This is a genomic window from Thioclava sp. (assembly GCF_048263065.1).
Lineage (GTDB): Bacteria > Pseudomonadota > Alphaproteobacteria > Rhodobacterales > Rhodobacteraceae > Thioclava.
Genome location: NZ_JBLXEM010000006.1, coordinates 1 through 16,886, shown reverse-complemented (window position 1 = coordinate 16,886; position 16,886 = coordinate 1). Strand labels below are relative to the sequence as shown.

General features: G+C 57.6%; 20 protein-coding genes and 1 pseudogene. 12 read left to right on the top strand and 9 right to left on the bottom strand.

Features of this window, described 5'->3' with window-relative positions; all coding sequences use genetic code 11:
* The first annotated feature begins 32 nt into the window (after positions 1–32).
* A complete protein-coding gene (locus ACN0SD_RS10150) occupies positions 33–1,064 on the top strand; it encodes an Ldh family oxidoreductase (RefSeq protein ID WP_417808130.1) in 1,032 nt (343 codons plus the stop codon).
* An 89-nt stretch (positions 1,065–1,153) separates the two neighbouring features.
* Here ACN0SD_RS10150 and ACN0SD_RS10145 read toward each other — a convergent pair whose 3' ends face one another.
* Complete coding sequence (locus ACN0SD_RS10145) at positions 1,154–1,438, bottom strand: nucleotide-binding domain-containing protein (protein ID WP_417808352.1); 285 nt, start codon at positions 1,436–1,438, stop codon at positions 1,154–1,156.
* 125 nt (positions 1,439–1,563) lie between these two features.
* Between ACN0SD_RS10145 and ACN0SD_RS10140 the strand changes: the two genes are divergently transcribed.
* Entirely contained in the window at positions 1,564–1,758 is a 195-nt protein-coding gene (locus ACN0SD_RS10140) for a hypothetical protein (protein WP_417808129.1), read from the top strand.
* A gap of 652 nt (positions 1,759–2,410) precedes the next feature.
* Here the strand turns inward: ACN0SD_RS10140 and ACN0SD_RS10135 are convergent.
* Both ACN0SD_RS10135 and ACN0SD_RS10130 read right to left on the bottom strand, forming a co-directional pair.
* Positions 2,411–2,797, bottom strand: coding sequence for a hypothetical protein (locus ACN0SD_RS10135; RefSeq protein WP_417808128.1), 387 nt, complete (start codon positions 2,795–2,797; stop codon positions 2,411–2,413).
* Complete coding sequence (locus tag ACN0SD_RS10130; RefSeq protein WP_417808127.1) at positions 2,791–3,288, bottom strand: helix-turn-helix domain-containing protein; 498 nt, start codon at positions 3,286–3,288, stop codon at positions 2,791–2,793. Before ACN0SD_RS10130 ends, ACN0SD_RS10135 begins: the two co-directional genes overlap by 7 nt.
* A 417-nt stretch (positions 3,289–3,705) precedes the next feature.
* Here ACN0SD_RS10130 and ACN0SD_RS10125 point away from each other — a divergent pair, with 417 nt between their 5' ends.
* Positions 3,706–4,053, top strand: coding sequence for a hypothetical protein (locus ACN0SD_RS10125; RefSeq protein WP_417808126.1), 348 nt, complete (start codon positions 3,706–3,708; stop codon positions 4,051–4,053).
* A 247-nt stretch (positions 4,054–4,300) separates the two neighbouring features.
* Here ACN0SD_RS10125 and ACN0SD_RS10120 read toward each other — a convergent pair.
* Positions 4,301–4,524, bottom strand: a pseudogene (locus ACN0SD_RS10120) (aldehyde dehydrogenase family protein); the annotation flags it as partial.
* 804 nt (positions 4,525–5,328) lie between these two features.
* Between ACN0SD_RS10120 and ACN0SD_RS10115 the strand changes: the two are divergent.
* A complete protein-coding gene (locus tag ACN0SD_RS10115; protein ID WP_417808125.1) occupies positions 5,329–6,402 on the top strand; it encodes a site-2 protease family protein in 1,074 nt (357 codons plus the stop codon).
* 113 nt (positions 6,403–6,515) lie between these two features.
* Here ACN0SD_RS10115 and ACN0SD_RS10110 read toward each other — a convergent pair whose 3' ends face one another.
* A complete protein-coding gene (locus ACN0SD_RS10110; protein ID WP_417808124.1) occupies positions 6,516–6,767 on the bottom strand; it encodes a hypothetical protein in 252 nt (83 codons plus the stop codon).
* A 280-nt stretch (positions 6,768–7,047) separates the two neighbouring features.
* On the opposite strand from ACN0SD_RS10110, the gene ACN0SD_RS10105 reads away from it, so the two are divergent.
* The 4 genes from ACN0SD_RS10105 to ACN0SD_RS10090 all read left to right on the top strand — a co-directional run bounded on the left by ACN0SD_RS10105 (position 7,048) and on the right by ACN0SD_RS10090 (position 10,371).
* Positions 7,048–7,701 carry a DUF2461 domain-containing protein gene (locus ACN0SD_RS10105; protein ID WP_417808123.1) on the top strand — a complete coding sequence of 218 codons (654 nt, stop codon included), beginning with the start codon at positions 7,048–7,050 and terminating at the stop codon, positions 7,699–7,701.
* Between the two features lie 145 nt (positions 7,702–7,846).
* Positions 7,847–8,026: a hypothetical protein gene (locus tag ACN0SD_RS10100; protein WP_417808122.1), complete on the top strand. Its 180-nt coding sequence runs from the start codon at positions 7,847–7,849 to the stop codon at positions 8,024–8,026.
* Between the two features lie 545 nt (positions 8,027–8,571).
* Entirely contained in the window at positions 8,572–9,501 is a 930-nt protein-coding gene (locus tag ACN0SD_RS10095) for a calcium/sodium antiporter (RefSeq protein ID WP_417808121.1), read from the top strand.
* A gap of 345 nt (positions 9,502–9,846) precedes the next feature.
* On the top strand, positions 9,847–10,371 hold the full coding sequence (locus ACN0SD_RS10090) for a GNAT family N-acetyltransferase (protein ID WP_417808120.1): 525 nt from the start codon (positions 9,847–9,849) through the stop codon (positions 10,369–10,371).
* A 106-nt stretch (positions 10,372–10,477) separates the two neighbouring features.
* Here ACN0SD_RS10090 and ACN0SD_RS10085 read toward each other — a convergent pair whose 3' ends face one another.
* Together ACN0SD_RS10085 and ACN0SD_RS10080 are read right to left on the bottom strand one after the other, a co-directional pair.
* Complete coding sequence (locus ACN0SD_RS10085) at positions 10,478–11,062, bottom strand: 3'-5' exonuclease (RefSeq protein WP_417808119.1); 585 nt, start codon at positions 11,060–11,062, stop codon at positions 10,478–10,480.
* The gene (locus ACN0SD_RS10080) at positions 11,059–11,667 is read right to left on the bottom strand and encodes a TetR/AcrR family transcriptional regulator (protein ID WP_417808118.1); all 609 of its coding nucleotides are present in this window, start codon (positions 11,665–11,667) and stop codon (positions 11,059–11,061) included. Before ACN0SD_RS10080 ends, ACN0SD_RS10085 begins: the two co-directional genes overlap by 4 nt.
* A gap of 72 nt (positions 11,668–11,739) precedes the next feature.
* Here ACN0SD_RS10080 and ACN0SD_RS10075 point away from each other — a divergent pair, with 72 nt between their 5' ends.
* The 3 genes from ACN0SD_RS10075 (at position 11,740) to ACN0SD_RS10065 (ending at position 13,953) form a co-directional block, all read left to right on the top strand.
* Entirely contained in the window at positions 11,740–12,618 is an 879-nt protein-coding gene (locus ACN0SD_RS10075) for a haloalkane dehalogenase (RefSeq protein WP_417808117.1), read from the top strand.
* A gap of 16 nt (positions 12,619–12,634) precedes the next feature.
* Positions 12,635–13,156: a hypothetical protein gene (locus ACN0SD_RS10070; RefSeq protein ID WP_417808116.1), complete on the top strand. Its 522-nt coding sequence runs from the start codon at positions 12,635–12,637 to the stop codon at positions 13,154–13,156.
* Between the two features lie 149 nt (positions 13,157–13,305).
* Entirely contained in the window at positions 13,306–13,953 is a 648-nt protein-coding gene (locus ACN0SD_RS10065; RefSeq protein WP_417808115.1) for an SDR family oxidoreductase, read from the top strand.
* A 152-nt stretch (positions 13,954–14,105) separates the two neighbouring features.
* On the opposite strand, the gene ACN0SD_RS10060 is transcribed toward ACN0SD_RS10065, so the two are convergent.
* Together ACN0SD_RS10060 and ACN0SD_RS10055 are read right to left on the bottom strand one after the other, a co-directional pair.
* Positions 14,106–15,119 carry a zinc-binding alcohol dehydrogenase family protein gene (locus ACN0SD_RS10060; RefSeq protein WP_417808114.1) on the bottom strand — a complete coding sequence of 338 codons (1,014 nt, stop codon included), beginning with the start codon at positions 15,117–15,119 and terminating at the stop codon, positions 14,106–14,108.
* 65 nt (positions 15,120–15,184) lie between these two features.
* On the bottom strand, positions 15,185–15,475 hold the full coding sequence (locus tag ACN0SD_RS10055) for a putative quinol monooxygenase (protein ID WP_417808113.1): 291 nt from the start codon (positions 15,473–15,475) through the stop codon (positions 15,185–15,187).
* Between the two features lie 99 nt (positions 15,476–15,574).
* Here ACN0SD_RS10055 and ACN0SD_RS10050 point away from each other — a divergent pair, with 99 nt between their 5' ends.
* Positions 15,575–16,471 (top strand): LysR family transcriptional regulator, encoded by an 897-nt coding sequence (locus ACN0SD_RS10050; protein ID WP_417808112.1) that lies wholly within the window; start codon positions 15,575–15,577, stop codon positions 16,469–16,471.
* The last annotated feature ends 415 nt before the right edge of the window (positions 16,472–16,886 follow it).

Below are 16,886 nucleotides of genomic sequence, written 5' to 3'. Positions count from 1 at the left end.
AGCCCTTCCCAGATAAAAATAGGAATTCGCATATGGCCGGGCCCAAACCCATTTCTGTCGAGGCGCTGCACGCCCGCGTTCAATCTATCTTCAAGGGCTGTGGGTTAAGCCTGAAAAATGCCGAAGCGGTCGCGAGTGTTATTGTGGCCGGTGAGCGCGACGCCTGCAAATCTCACGGGATTTACCGGATTGAGGGCTGTTTGCGTGTACTGATGGCAGGAAAGGTTGTGCCGGATGCGGTGCCGGAGGTGATTGACACGGGCAAAGCCGTAATTGAGGTCGATGCGAAAGGCGGGTTCTCCAATCCGGCTTTTTATGCAGCGAAAGATGCTCTTGTGGCACGGGCCAAAGAGACCGGTCTGGCGGCCTTGGTTATCCGGGATTGCCTGCATTTCTCGGCGCTTTGGCATGATGTGGAGGCGCTCGCCGAAGACGGGCTTGCCTCTCTGTCCATGTGCCCAAGCTATGCATCCGTCGCGCCAACGGGCGGGAAAGAGCCATTATTGGGCACGAACCCGATTGCCTTTGGTTGGCCACGCCCGAATTCCCATCCCTACGTCTTTGATTTTGCCACCTCGGTTGCCGCCCGTGGCGAGATCGAGTTACACCGTCGCGCTGGTACGCAAATCCCGGATGGATGGGCCGTGGACCGTGAGGGCAACCCCACCAATGATCCCGATGCGGCGCTGGCCGGTGCTATGTTGCCCTTTGGAGGCCACAAGGGATCTGCAATTTCAACCATGGTCGAGTTGCTCGCGGGGGCGATGCTGGGCGAATTCATGAGCAAAGAAGCCCTCGATTTCATGGGAGGGACCCATTTGCTGCCGCGTCATGGGGCGCTGGTTCTAGCCCTTGATCCGGCAACTTTTTCAGCCCGCAGCGGGCGTGATCCTCTGACAGAGGGAGAAAGGCTTTTGACCGCAATCGGCGCACAGGGCGCACGGCTTCCGTCCCAACGCCGCTTTAAGGCGCGCGACCAATCTTTGCGTGATGGCATTCATCTGAGCCAGGCAGAGATTGAACAACTTGATCAGTTTGAAGCAAAGGGTCTTGCAGCGCTTTGACGTCGGTCAGAGTGATGGGCAGATGTCGTGGCGGGTGCCCAAACCAGAAACACGCACTTTTACGCCGCGCCTGCCCACCTGCCGCCCGTTCAGTTTGACCACCACATCCATGAAATGGCCTCCTTTGTAGGCGCTGCTTTCTGTGTTTCGAACACCTGTCCCTGCGACGTGCCCAAATCGTTCACAGACTCAGCCTCTGCCCCGTCATTGCGAACCATCCATGTGACTTGGCAACCTTCAAGAAGCTTTTCCGGCTCCGCAATAGCAAATGAGAGCTCACATCCTCTTGGGATCGGTCCGATTTCATTGAACCCGCTCCACCGCCGATTTCCAGCGATTGCAGTGACGGCAACATCGGGGTCGCAACGATACACTGAGACGGCGCTACTTGCCACGGTCTCCCGGATCGCGGCGCGCCTTGCGTCATGGTGGGCGCGCAGATCGGTCAGAGGGATCGCGCCGCCCCCCTTATCGCGACGGGGGGGCGTGGCGACGGAACATGCTCACAGTAGCGCGGCTCACGCAGAGCTTCACCGAAGACCTGATTGAGGTCATTGAAGTGATCCTTCGTGCCGGCCACCCTGGTCGGCTTGAGGCTATAAGTCTCGATATGGACGAACTGGTAAGCCATGGCATGCGTCTCTCATTGCGCGTCATGGCACTTCATTTAGAGTCGGTGAATGAAAATCCGTAGCGAAAAAATGAATGTCTTGATATGGGATGTGGATAACCTAGCGTATTGATAAGTTTGCGAAATTCTATTTCGCAAATGGGTCCGGTCAAAGCCAGGCACATGGACAGACTGTAGGTAGCTAAAGCTACCTGTCTGCCCCTAACGCCGGGGAGGCGCTCCGTCGGCTCGATAATATGCGGTGCATATATTATTGAGCCAACTGCGCGGCTGGCGATGCCAACCTTGCACCAGCGCCACGCCAAGGCGCGGCGACAAAAAAGGCTGATTGCTTTCAACGCGATTGCTCAGGGGCAAAGGTGTTCGCGAAGCGGGGGCCGTGTGGCTCGGCGCGTGATACGTCTGGCCGATCAGCAGGCGCACTACGGGCGTGGACGTCGTCAGCGCCCCATCAACAGCGCGTCCAGATTGCCACGGGTCTTCGAGCAGCGCAGGGAGGCCGCGTGCGCGATTGCGGTGCGTCAGGATGGACCGGTCCTCTCTGCCGCACGATCATCTCCAGCATGCCTGATCAGCTGCGGGCTTGCGTCGTCTGTCGAGCCGCGCACGATTTTCCGGGGCCACACCTGCGATCACCATGCGGGCGAGACACCCCGAGCTCATCCCATCATCATCAGTCACGCGCGATGGATCAACAGCACGTCAGATCGCGGGCTTACGCAAGTCGCGACACGCGCCAGTCGCCGACGTAGCCACGCCGCAGATGCGCCGCGACGAGCTGGGACCCACTCTGCGGCCAGCCGCGCGGGGTCTCGAGGAGCACCAATTCCGCGATGCCGTATCCGTGCTCAGCCAAATCCCGTAGCCGCGCCTTGGTGGTGATATTCACGATCGGCACCAGCCAGACGATATGCTCGGAGATTGTCATCGCATGGCGGGTGAAACTGCGGATCTTCGAGCAAGGCGGATTCGTCATGATCCAATCGACCGGATCGCCCCACGCGAGGAAATCCCGACCGAGCGCCAGCTCGCACCAGGAGCGTTCGACATGATCGGGAAACTGGTCGTAAAACGCGCCCGCGCCCCGGGCCGGGTCTAGCACATGCCGGACATCCGGTCTGCGAAATGTGCGATGATCCTGGCCGCCAGATCAGGGGGCGTAATCACCAGATCTCGGGCGGGATCGTTCGTTGTCGGGACCAGCCCGGGCCTCCTAGCTGCTGCCTCCGGACGCAGGGCCTGACGGATCCCGAGGATCGGAAGAACCCGCAGCAACGTCTCAACCCTGCCGGTCAGGTCTCGCTCGAGCGCGATGATCGTTGGCCGTGAGCAGCCGACCTTTTCCGCCAGCGCGCGCTGGCTGAGCCCGCGTATTCGCCGCCGCCGCGCAAGGTCCGGCCCGGCATCGATGTCGTGAAACCAAGACCACCGGAGCTGCAAGCAGGGCAGGGCGCGCGACAGCGACCCGATGCTACCTTTGCTCTGTTCGAGCTTGCGCAGTGTCGGGATGCTGATGCCCGCCGCTTTGGCCACGGCTGCTTGGGTCAAGGCGAGGTCGCGGCGGCGATTCCGCAGGAGAGGGAGTTCAGGCATGTAAAACTATCTTTGCTTTTTAAGGGGGCATAATGGAAAGATTGCTTTACCTGTGACGGAGGAATGTGACGTCGTCAATTGCTGTCCCTACAGGATCAACGCGAAAAGTTGAGACGAGATAAACACCAGTGGCCAGCAGAGATCGAATGGCCGCAGGATAAGTGTGTCCGGAGAAAGGGGCGCTGCGGCCAGTTTCAGATTCGTGCAACAGCGCCATCGCGATCCCCAAGTTCTGCATGCGGGCCAACCTCCGCCAGCAATTGCAGTATGGCTTGAAAAAAGAAAGTAATTAATTACTATCTATTGATGAGTAGGCCGTCGTTTGTGCGTGGGGTGGGTTCAGGCCTGTGCAGTAAACCTCTTGCGCTCTCATCTTGAAACGACATGACTGGACCTAACCAACGGGAGATATGGAAATTGCAAAAACATCGTACTCTGGTCGCAATTCTGCTTGCCTTAATCCCCTTGTCCGCCTTGGCAGGTGAACCCCTGACCCAAGAGCAGATTTCCCATCAAATCATCGGCAAAGACATCACCGTTAAGAGAATGGGGATGAACGTGAAACTGAAATATCTGCCGAACGGGAACGTGACGATGAAAGCGCTGCTGATGTCGTATTCTGGCGAATGGGAATATGACCGAGGCGGCATCTGCATGGTCATGACTAGCGGCCCGCGCAAGGGCAGGAATTGCGTTACGATCAGCCATCTCAACGGCAACCAGTTCCTCAACTCCGAAGGTGCCACCATGACCGTTCAGGATTGATCCTTCGACGACCAGTTCAAAACAAATCATCCGGGCGGTTGAACTGCTCCGATCCGTCATTGCGAGCGCCATTCGGTTGAGAAACGCGCTTTGCTACTCAATGCCGATGAGGGCCACCTCAGACATGAATTTTCCTTCCGTATGTGAAGGCTTTACTACTTACCACAATAGAAAATTGCGATGCTGTCGAGAGGGGGAAACCAATCTATCAACAGCGGCCATCACACCATCCGCCCGCCATGCATCGAATAAGCTTTTCAACGAACGCATCGTGGATTGAGCGCTTCACCAGCAAGCGCGAGCCCGCGATGCAGACTTGACCCGAGTTGCGAAAATTCAGTTGGCGGACATCTTGGCCGCCTCGTCGAGATCGGGCGCATCGGCGAGAACGATATTGGGGGATTTGGCGCCCAGTTCCAGACAAACCCGCTTGAGGTTCGATTTGGCCGCGCTCTCCAGCCAGCGCCGCCCCACGCCCTCGCGACACCGCATCAGGCCAGCGGCGGTGACCACGCGGCCCCACAACCATATCAATGTTACTGAGAAACTCCGTTGAGCGCTCCATGGAGAAACTTCCTGATAATCCATCCATCAGGACTGAATCTCAGATCAGGGGCTCACAAGGAAGGTGGGGGCAGCGCACCGCTTACTCATTTTTACATCGCGCAGAATTTTCGAACGTTGCGCGGCTGCACAGGGGGGCACCTAATCGACAGAAAGACCGGTAACCTGAGGGCCGTTCAATTCCTGCTCGAATATACTAAGAGAAACAGCACCGTCGGCACGGCTGTTGCCACTCAAGTGCGCAGCTACACCTTCCCCAATGGCGCGGCTAAAAACCGTTGCACGTTCCGGGCTGCAATCGGGCATCACATGCCGAGTTGCACCACAGATCTCGATCTTGACAACGCCTGTGTCTGCCGATGCCGTGGCGTCTGTGTCAGCGGCGCCGTCCGGTCGGGCCATCAAGGACATTGATCCGCGACACTCCCTGCAACCTGCCAGCCTCATTTCGGAGCTCGTTTTTGGTGTTCCACCGTCAACCTCCCGCAAACTCAGTTGCGAGCTGCAATGCCTGAACTCATATCAAGCCGAAACCACTGGGATGGCGCACTGCTTACGTTTCAACCCCTGCGTCTTGGACAGCAAATCGACAGACGGATCGCGGAACGTCTTGCCCTATGCTGCTCCCACGCCCAGACTGTTGGTACATGAAATGACGGGGCGAAGGGGCGCGATTGGTGCAATCTCCAGGCCTCTGAAGCGGGGGATAATATGCGTTGGTCCTATTCGATCGGGAAGATCCGGGGCACGGAACTCAGGGTGCATGTCACCTTCTTTCTGCTGCTGATCTGGATCGCGGCAGGTGCTTGGGCCACGCAGGGCCCACAAGCCGCAACGACCAGCGTGCTGTTCATTCTGGCCGTCTTTGTTTGCGTGGTCTTGCATGAGTTTGGTCATGCCACGATGGCGGCCCGCTTCGGGGTGAAGACGCCCGATATCACGCTTTTGCCGATTGGCGGGATGGCGCGACTTGAGCGGTTTCCCGAAAATCCGCGGCAGGAGATTCTGATCGCGCTTGCGGGCCCGGCCGTGAATGTCGTGATATGGCTGTTGCTGACGGTGCTTCTGGGCGCGGCGACCCGGCTGGGCGATCTGCAATCGCTTGAGAACGCCTCACAGGATTTCTGGGGGCGGCTGGCCTTGGTCAATTTCCTGCTGGTTGCCTTTAATATGATCCCGGCCTTCCCGATGGATGGCGGCAGGGTGTTCCGCGCCGTTCTCTCGATTTTTATGGATCGGATCAAGGCCACAGAACTTGCCGCGCGCACCGGGCAAATCATTGCCTTTCTGTTCGCATTCTGGGGGATAACCGGGGGCAATCCCATTCTGGTTCTGATCGCGGTGTTCATTTTTTTCGCCGCCGGGGCGGAAAGCTCGGATGCGGTGATGCGCGGTCTGGCCCATCGCGCAAAGGCGCGTGATGCGGTTATTACCACGTTCCAGACCCTTGCTCCGGACGCGACGCTCGAGATGGCCGCGCAGGCGATCTTGCACAGTTCTCAATCGGAATTTCCCGTGCTGGCCGCCGACGGTCGGCTTGTCGGGGTGCTGACGCGGGCAAGCGTGTTGGCCCGCCCAGAGGCCGAGCATCGTGCCGAACTTGTTTCAACGGTTATGATCGAAGACGTTCCAACCGTGACGCTTGAGACCGGGATGGACGCGGTGCTGGACGCTTTGGCGGCAGGACAAGCCCCCGTCGTTGCGGTGCTGGACCGGGCGGGACGTCTTGTGGGCTTCATCAATCGTGAAAATATTGGTGAGTGGATCATCCTCACAAGACGCTGAAAGCGTGGAGCGGCGCATAGGCCCCATTCGCCAAGAAATCTGGAGTGTGTGAAAATCTCGCCCCCCCCCCCCCCCCCCTAATTGATGCTACTGACGCTATCGTCTGCGCCACTCTATATCGAGCACGATGATTTACCTGCTTCGCTCAGCTTTCTGTAGGCCTCCGGTGACACGGGTCCGTTCGCCATTTTAAGGATGATGCTGGCATTGATCTTGGCGCAGTTGTCGAGCGTGATCTGCCGCTCCAATGCTGCGGGCACCAACACGTCACACTCAAGCCCTAACAGCTCGGCATTTAAAAACTCTTTCGTTTTGGCTTGGCGCTTCTCACTTTTCACACGGCCTGCCTCTCGCTTTTGCTGCATGACTGGCAGCGCACCGCTTGCGGACAGGCTGGAACTGCAAAGTTTGACACAGCGTTAGAGCCGCACGCGAACACCTCCATAGACCTCTCGTGGACCCTTTGACCTCACACTCAATCGGTCCAAAGTGGATGTTCGATTGAAGCGACGCATTCATGCCGATCGCCATGAGGCGGAAACTTGAAAATATGGCAGTCGGACTACAAGCCCATGGTTGTTTGCTTGAGGCTAGGATACAAAAGCAGCGCCCCCGCTGCGCAACTGCGAGACAGGAGCCGATCCCATGGTAGAACCAGAAACGTTTGTGTTCCTTGCCGATCTTGCATCGAACAACCGCAAAGTTTGGATGGACGCCCATCGAGAAGAACGTGACGACGCGTTGCGCAATTTCACGGGCATTGCGACGACGCTCCACGATTATGCGGGTCGTTTTGACCCGCACGTGGCAGAGGCAAGGATCAAACCCAAGCAAAGTTATTCCAAGTTCTTTCAGGAGGCACGAGATCGTGTCGGGCCCGGCCTTTACCGCACTGACGTAGATGTGTTTGCCAATGCTGGAGATCCCGCCGAAGACGTTGGATATTACCTTCACATCGAGCCGGGGAATTGTCACGCAGGGGCTGGAATTTTTCACCCCAGCAAAGCAGCGCTTGCAAAATTACGCACACGTTTGGTCGATGACTCGCAGGGCTTTGAGGAAATCGTTAACGATGCTCAGTTCAAGGTGGCGTTTCCAGATGGTATTATCACGCGAAAGGCGTCAAATGCGCTACCAGATGGTTTTGACAGCAATAATCCAGCAGCACCCTATCTAAAGATGGTCGGTTTGGGATGCCGCACAGACATTCCGGACGCGCTTTTTCTGGACGACGACGTGATCGATCTGTTGATTGAAATCTTTCGTTCAGCACGCCCACTCGTGCTATACTTTGATTGAGTGTTCCCTCCTCCTTGCGGTCAGATCTGAGACGATCGAAGCGCATGGTGCTTACACCCCAAAAGCATATTATTTCGAGATCCATAGGCATCAGCGCGCGGCACTCACAATCCTCACGTCGGCACAACAATAAGGCAAAAAACCAATGACAGAACGCTATGAACGTCACCGCCAATCTTGGACATCTGATGAAATTCGAAAATTGCATTTATTGGCAAAAAAGGGAATGAGCCTAAAGTCGATTGCCAAAGCCCTCACGCGCTCAGAGGAGTCGATCAAGAGTAGAGCAAAGCAAGACAAGTTGAAGATCCAAAAAGTTCGCTGACGCAATGTGCTCGGCGCCTCATCAAGCCACCTCCTCTGCGCAACCCGCTTCTCGATCAATCGTGCCGAGGACTTCGCGGTTGCGGCGATCGTCTGAGATCTGCCGCTTGAGTAGATAGACGCGACCGGCCCAGAGCCGCCACTCATGTCAACGGCCAGCGCTGCGGTGCAGCTTCACCAGACCGGCCATTCGTGCATCGCGCAGCATTTTTAGGGAGTAAGAGGCGGCAAAACGGACTTTTGAGACATTCACTGAGATCGAACAATTTTGACTGTATCAAAACGGATCGACGATACCGCCTGCTTCCAAGACTTGGCTGTCTTCAGTGACAGTGCGGTCCTTGTAGATGAAGTTAACTCATGGCGTTGGACCCTTTCGGGTCTGTCACAATCAGAATTGCCAGTGCGCAGCACTTCACCCATGTCAGAGCAGCTACCGAACTTGGGGGAAACGTAGGAGGAATTCTTAGCAAGAGCTGTTGTGGTCAGCCGGATGTCATACCTATCTCCATTCAGGGTGGATGGACTGCCCGCGAGGGGTTTTCGTTGGATTACATCTACGTCGTCGCCGGTCTGATCGGCCTGTTCTTCGGTGGGGAAGCGCTGGTGCGCGGTAGCGTTGGGATTGCCCGGCGCATGGCGATTCCGCCACTACTGATTGGTTTAACCGTCGTGGGATTCGGGACCTCCACACCAGAGCTTCTTGTCTCGGTTCAAGCGGCGTTGCGCGGTGTGCCTGACATCGCTGTTGGCAACATCGTTGGATCGAATATCGCCAACATCTTGCTGATCGTTGGCCTGACCAGTCTGGTCTGGCCCATTCGTGTCTCTGGCGTGACTCTGCAGCGCGATACGGCTGTCATGGTCGCAGCGGCGGTCGCGTTGGTGCCGATCTTTGCAATGGGCGAAATCGGGCGGCTGTCGGGCGGTTTGTTGGTCATCGCGTTGGCGGGCTACCTGACTTGGGCCTACATTCAACCCGGTGCTGCAATTGATGACGACGGTGGCACATCGGTGCTTGCCTCTATGCTTGTCTCTGCACTCTGGGTTCTGGGTGGGTTGGTCGTCTTAATGTTCGGTGCCCGGTTTCTCGTCGATGGATCGGTGTCTATTGCCCGGGGCTTTGGCGTTTCGGAAGCTTTCATCGGTTTGACAATCGTGGCGGTGGGCACGTCACTTCCTGAACTGGCCACGTCCATCATCGCAGCCTTTCGGCGTCAGTCAGAAATCGCAATCGGCAATATAGTTGGTTCTAACATTTTCAACGTGCTCGGAATTCTTGGAGTGACGGCGTTGATCAAGCCTGTGCCGGTCGCCGACAGGTTCCTGACCTTCGACCTGCCAATCATGATTGCAGCCTCACTGGCGCTGACGGCAGTGCTGCTGACCCGACCGGTCATTGGCAGGGTTATCGGCCTGGTCGTGTTGGTCGCTTACGTTGCCTATGTGTGGTTGGCGCAGTGGCGCACAGATTAAGGAGAGGCAGTAGGCTTCAAGCATTGGCATTAATCGGCCGCCTTTACAGCGACCATAGAGCAGACGCGCCTCTGCCGCGACGCATAGTAGCGTTAGTATGGGCTCGATGCCAACCTTGGATGCAGCGCGGCGAGCTCGTCACGAGGCGAGCCCGGATCGGTGTCGCAGACGGCCCAGAGCTGCCCTTGGACGAGCCAAGCCACGCCGCAGCGCAGCTTCACCGAACCAGCCATCCGTGCATCGTGCAGCAATTCCGGCTGTTGAAAGCCCGCAGGACAAAACGGTTATTCCCAGAAAGCGGATTGCAGAATAATCTGTCGTCAGTGTAACCGTTTTGGAACCAACATGAGGTTAGAGAAATTCGACACTGCGCGGCTATTTATTCATAGTTGGCGGCCCGTTATCGAAGATCGGAAAGCACGCCTTTCGCTTGAAGCCAATCTGTCGTCGATCTTGACCCGCCCTGTGCTTGAGCATCTACCACCGCCTCTTCAATTGGGGGATCAGTCTGGTGGTGTTTCATCATGGATAGATGCGCGGGCAGAGGAAAGCGAAGTCCTGCTTGTTGAATCGAAATTCAGCGACGACCTCGTGGGACTCATGATACTGGCGCCCGACCCTGATGCGGACAAAACGCCCATCATGCACATTGGCTACCTGCTTTCCGAAGCGGTATGGGGGCAAGGTTTTGGCTCCGAGCTTTTGGACGGTCTGGTTTCCGCCGTAAAGGAAGACCGGCCCCTGAGGTTGGTCGCAGGTGTGAGCCGCGGTAACTTAGCGTCGGCTCGGGTTCTTCAGAAAGCTGGGTTCGTTGTTGATCCGGGAGTTTCGACAGCCGACACTGACATCTATGTCTACTTTGATAACTGAAACAACAACACCGCGCCTGCCCTAGACTCGATGCGGGTAGGGTGCATCACCGATCTCAGCCCGGAGCTGATACACGAACCAAAGCGTGGGCTTAAAAGGCTGATCCCTAAAAGGGCCAGGACAGCTGGAACGGTTTCAACTTCAATGCCTCCAAGACCGGATGCCCTGAGCAGATCGCCTGTGCCCGCAGCACAACCATCGCGGCGGCGCGGGCGTCTTCGCCTGCATCGTGGTGGTGAAAGTCGAGGCCCAAAACCTGCTTAAGATTGGCCAGCCCGTGGCCGCCATTCCCCTTTAGCTCGGGCCAGGCAGCACGTGCAATTGCCACACTATCGTGCCATGTCAGGCGCGGGCGCGGCATGCCGCGGGCTATGCAGGCGGCGTTGATCGCGTGTTCGTCGAACCTGCTGTGTTGCACCATGGGGTGGCGCGACAGTAGCGGCAACAGGTCGGGCCAGATCTGCGCAAAAGTTTGCGCGTCACGCACTGTCTGCGAACCGATCCCGTGTAGCTTAGTGTTGAACGGCGCAAAGGGCATTTGCGGATCGACATAAACCGACCACGTCTGAATGGTTTCATCATATCCGACACACGCCAGCCCGATCTGGCAGATGCTGGCGCTGTCACCACAGGCGGTTTCCACATCAAGTGCGATGAACTGAAAATCACCAGAGGGCATTTCGTTGCTCAATGTAACGCGCCGCGCAGAGACGCCTTCAACGATGCGACCAGCGTCTCCGAATAGGCACGCAGGGCGGCAACGTCATCGGTGAGCCGGGCATAAGACCACAGCCCTTGGACCGAGATCATGGTGTAGCGGGCGAGATCGTCGATTTCATCGGCAGACAAAGGCCCGTTGGGGCCATTCTCATGGACCAGAACCTTGCGAAAACCGTTGGTCAACCGCGTGCAATGCTCCAGCAGCTTTTCACGGGTTGCGGTGTCGTCTTCGGGAATCTGGGTGAGCGTATTGCCGACAAGGCAGCCGATGCCGAACCCACCCGCAGCCTCGAACCGCGCCATCAGGTTCGACAGATAGGTGCGGATCGCGTCAAGCCCTGCGCCCTCGGCTTCGACCGGGGAGAAGGCGGGCGTTACCACCACCTCCTGATAGCGGTCCAGACAGGCGTGAAACAGATCCTGCTTGCCAGAATATTCGCTGTAAATTCCGGCGCGGCTAACGCCGGTTTCGCGCACCAGATCCCCTATGGAAACAACGTGGTAGCCGGTCTTCCAGAACGTATTCAGCGCGTTGTCGAGCAGCGTTTCGCGGGAGCGGGATTTGGGTCTGGACATTTTCGGCCTTGTTTTAGAACGCTCGTTCTTTTATTTCCACATTGACTGAATCACAAGCCCGAAGGGCCCATCATGACACCATCATTCCGCGACAAAAAGAAATTTGCCACAGTTTATGGCAAGCAGATGGCCTATATCGAAGAGGGCACCGGTGATCCGATAGTGTTCCTGCACGGCAACCCCACCTCGTCCTATCTCTGGCGCAACGTGATGCCGTATCTGGCTGGTAAAGGGCGGCTGATTGCGCCCGATCTGATTGGCATGGGCGACAGCGACCAGCTCGATAATTCCGGGCCGGACAGTTACACCTTTGTCCAACAGCGCAAGTATCTTTTCGCGCTGCTGGAGCAGCTTAGTGTCACGGAAAATGTCACATTGGTGATCCATGACTGGGGTTCGGGCCTTGGCTTTCACGGGGCTCATACCCACCCCGAAGCAGTCAAGGGCATTGCCTTCATGGAGGCCGTCGTCGCCCCGGTGCCAAGCCTGGACAATTTTCCCGAGAAAAGCCGTGAGCTGTTCAGCGCCCTGCGGTCCCCCGCCGGAGAGCAGATGGTTCTTGAGAACAACCTGTTTGTTGAAGCTATCCTGCCTGCCTCGATCCTGCGTGATCTGAGTGACGCAGAAATGAACGAATACCGTCGCCCCTTTGCCAATGCGGGCGAGGACCGGCGCCCGACGCTTACTTGGCCGCGCCAGATTCCGATTGGCGGAGAACCCGCCGATGTGGCCGAAATCGTCGGGGCATATTCGCGATGGCTGACGCAGACGCCGATCCCGAAGCTCTTCGTCAATGCCGAACCCGGGGTGCTGATCGCGGGTCCGGCGCGTGAGTACGTGCGCAGCTGGCCGAACCTGACCGAAGTCACCGTGCCCGGCCTGCACTTCATCCGAGAGGATTCGCCCGATCAGATCGGCGAGTCCATCCGCGACTGGCACGCGGGCCTATAAACGCGGGAGACGGATCATGGCAGCCAGTCTATCGGCATTCGACCCTGTGCAAGGTCTTCCTGGCCTCTCTACGGCCACTAAGAGCAACTTTCGCTGCACGGCGGTTGTTTTGCGGTCGGGTGATCTGTGCCTGTTCAGCCCCGTATCAGGGTTGAGCAATGGCGCAAAATCCAGCCTTGCCGAAATTGGCAAAGTTGCCTTCCTTCTGGCGCCGAATGGCTATCACAACGGCGGTCTGGTCGAGTATTCGCAAGCCTATCCGCAGGCAGCATTGGTTGCACCGCCTGCCATGCATGAGCGGCTTCAGGGGCGCACCGGGCTGGCATTTGACGGGCTGGAGGCGCTGCGCGCAGCGTTGCCCGAGGGGATGCGCTTGTATAGCCCTGAGGGGTTGAAAAATGGCGAGATGTGGTTGATCGCCCAGAACGAGGCGCGATACCTTTGGCATGTCGTCGATGCTTTTGGCTCCAAAACAACCGCGAGGGCAAGCTGGGCGACAAGATCCACGCGAACAAAGTGTTCCCAAACTTTGGCATAAAGGATCGCGCGGCCTATCTCGACAGCGTGAAAGCGCTGCTTGCCTCAGACCCGCCGGATATTTTGTTGCCCTGTCACGGCGCGATCGTTCAAGCACCTGATATCCCGAAGCAAGTGGGAGAAGTATACCCCGAGCTAAAGGAAGAGTAGGTGACGACAACGCTGGGCGCGCGGCGAAAGGACCAGCTGGAGGCCATCGTGGCCGACATCCGCGCCGCCGGTGGCGCGGCCGAAATGCGCGTGACGGATGTGGCGGATGCCGCGCAGGTCAAGGCGCTGGTCGAAACCGCCAAGCAGAGCTTTGGCCGCGTCGATGTGATGATCAACAACGCGGGCGTCATGTCGATTGCCCCAATCACCGAGACGCTGGTCGAGGAATGGGACCGCATGGTCGACATCAACATCAAGGGCGTTCTCTATGGGATCGCCGCCGCGCTGCCCGAATTTACGGCGCAGAACAGCGGCCACATGATCACCATCGGTTCTATCGCGGGTCACAAGGTCTCGCCCGGTGGCGCAGTTTACAGCGGCACAAAATTTGCCGTAGCCGCCATCAGCGAAGGCTTGCGTCAGGAAATCGGCGGGGCAATCCGCACGACCATCATCGAGCCCGGTCTGATCGACACCGATCTCAAGCTGGGCAGTTCGCACGAAGGCAGCGCCGCTATGGTTGGTGAGGTCTACAAGATGGCGATTGCGCCTTCTGCCATCGCAAACGCTATCGCCTATGCCATCTCTCAGCCCGCAGATGTGGATGTGAACCAGATCGTCCTGCGCCCGACAGTGCAAGATTTCTAATCGGGTTTAGCAAAAGCGTTCGGCCAAAGGAGGAAACCTTTGGCCGGGCGCGCTGTCTTTCAATGAACGACGATCAAGGGCACCTTAAAGCCACCATCGCATCAACCTGGGTGGTCTGGATATTGACGTGGTCAAACCTGCGCACCTGCATTTCAGAAGCCTTCCAGAACGATCTTGCCCTTGGCTTTGCCGCTTTCGATCAGGGCATGGGCGCGCTTGAGGTTTTCAGCATTGATCGCCCCGAATCTTTCCGTCGCGGTCGAGCGGATCTTATTCGCATCGATCAGGCCTGCGATGGTATCCAGTATTTCACCTTGGCGCGCGATGTCGTCGGTTGTGAACAGCGAGCGGGTGAACATCAGCTCCCAGTGGATCGACACGGCCTTGCCCTTGAACGGCGTGATGTCGAGCCCTTTGGGATCGTCGATCAGGCCAAACCGGCCCTGCGGCGCGATGAACTCGGCAATCTGGGTCACATAGGTTTCCGAATGGTTGGTCGAGAACACGAACGCAGGCGCGCAGATATTGAGGGCGGCAATCTGGTCGGGCAGCGGCTTGGAGTGGTCCACAACGTGATGCGCGCCCAGTTCCTTGACCCAGTCCTGCGTTTCGGGACGTGAGGCGGTGGCGATGATCGTCAGATCGGTCTGCGCACGCAAAAGCTGGATCGCGATAGAGCCAACACCGCCCGCACCGCCGATGACGACGATGGCATTCGTCGCGCCCGGCACCGGATCGGTGATTTTCAGGCGGTCAAAGATCATCTCTTGCGCCGTTAGCGTGGTCAGCGGCAGGGCGGCAGCCGCAGAGGTGTCGATTGATTTCGGCGCGTGGCCGACAATCCGGGCATCCACGAGGTGGTATTCTGCATTGGTGCCGGTGCGGTTGATCGCGCCCGCATACCAGACTTTGTCGCCCAGTTTGAACTGGCTGACCTTGTCGCCGATTTCCACCACCTCGCCCACGGCATCCCAACCAAGGATCACAGGCGTGTCGCCCTCTGCCGGGCGGTTCTGGCGGACTTTCGTGTCGACAGGGTTGACCGACACGGCCGCAACCTTGACCAGAATGTCATGGCCGGTGGCGGTGGGTTTCTCAATCTCAAGATCGAGCAGGGCGTCGGCACGATCAATGGCGCCGTTTGTGGTGTAGCCGATGGCTTTCATTTTCGGTCTCCGGATTTAGGGGAGGATGCGCGGCGCCGTTCGTTAAGAACCGGCTGCGAACTGGATCAGTCGATCTGGGTCATTTCGGCAAGGATAAACTGCTCAACCGCGCCTTCCGTTGCTGCCATGTAAGCGGCCAGATGCGGCGCGTTCATGTGCTCTTGCCAGATTTCGCGGCTTTCCCAGTTCTCGTAGAATGTGAAATGCGCCGGATCTTCGTTGTCCTGATGCAGGTCATAGTTGATGCAGCCTGCTTCGGCGCGGGTGATTGGGACGAGCTTGAGAAGTTCGGATTTCACCAGATCGATTTTATCGGCTTTGGCGTGGATGTTGGCGACGATGGTAAGCTTGGACATTGGGCTGATCCTTGTTTGATTTGATGACAAAGATATACATACCTGTCAAAGCCGGATAAACATCCATCATTCGAAATGATAATCCGGTATTTCCGAACAATGCTGATCGACAATATCCGCCTGTTTCTGACCATTGCCGAGAAAGGCAGCCTTGTCGCCGCCGCGCGCGAAGCCGGCCTTTCGAGCACCACGGTCTCGGAGCGGCTTGCCACCCTTGAGGCGCATTACGGTGTCGTCCTGTTCAACCGCACGACGCGCTCGCTAAGCCTGACCGACGAGGGCCGCACGTTGCTCAGCGGGGCCAAGGCTGTTCTGGCAGAGCTTCAGGATCTCGAAACGCGTATCCGCCACGGCGCAGACACCCTGTCCGGTCCGATCCGGATCAGCGCGCCCATTGATCTTGGCCGAAGTATCGTCTCAAACGTGATTTCCACCTTTACTGCAGAGCACCCCGCGATTTCAATCGAGCTGCTTTTGTCGGACAGCTATGTCGATATTGTTGGCCAGGGATTTGATCTGGCGATGCGCTTTGGCACGGTGACCGATAGCACCTTGAGAACCAGAAATCTCGGCCATTTCCGCCGTATTGTCTGTGCGGCCCCGTCCTATATCGCAGCGCATGGCGCGCCGCAGACCCCCGCGGATCTGACGCAACATAATTGCCTGATCATGCGGTTCGGGACGACCTTGGACAATGTCTGGCGATTTGGAACAGACAAGAAACCGCAAACCGTGACCGTGCGTGGCAACAAGATCGTAAACGATGGCTCTTTGGTGCGGCAATGGGCGCTTGAGGGATATGGTATCATCCTGAAATCAGAACTCGACGTTGCGCCTGATCTCGAAGCGAGAAAGCTGGTCGCGCTGCTGGAAAAACACGCCGCGCCGCCGAACCCGCTCCAAATGATGTTTCCCCCCGGGAGGGCCCAGCCACGACGGGTCCGCGCGTTGGCAAATGCACTCAGCGATGCCATGGCGGCGCGGGAAATGCGATAGCGCGATGCAAGAAACCGGGACGGTCGCGTGCAAGCTGGTTGACTATGAAAGACGTTTTTTTCGTTAGCCAAAACTATGCTTTTTGGCACTGTCTTCCGATCTCGCGCATGATTTTGTGTTCAAGGCCGCTATATGGCGCGCCGCCTGTCAAAGGGGGTATTTTGCCAAATCGGTTCGCTCCCAGCGTCCCAGCGTCTCTCGAGTTTGCAAAGTCCGCGTCACAAATTGGGTTTTAGGGGCAAACGCGTTCGATGACCTGATATTGCTCTATTCAGCTGACTGGAACCCGCAGCGCATGACCCAGCCGCTTTGCCGCCTCGACTGCGGCCTCGCCGCGCAGTGGCCATGTCTGCGTGAGCCCTTCGATGATCAATAGAAGCGCGGTGTCATCGCCACCCAGCCCACATGCGGCTGC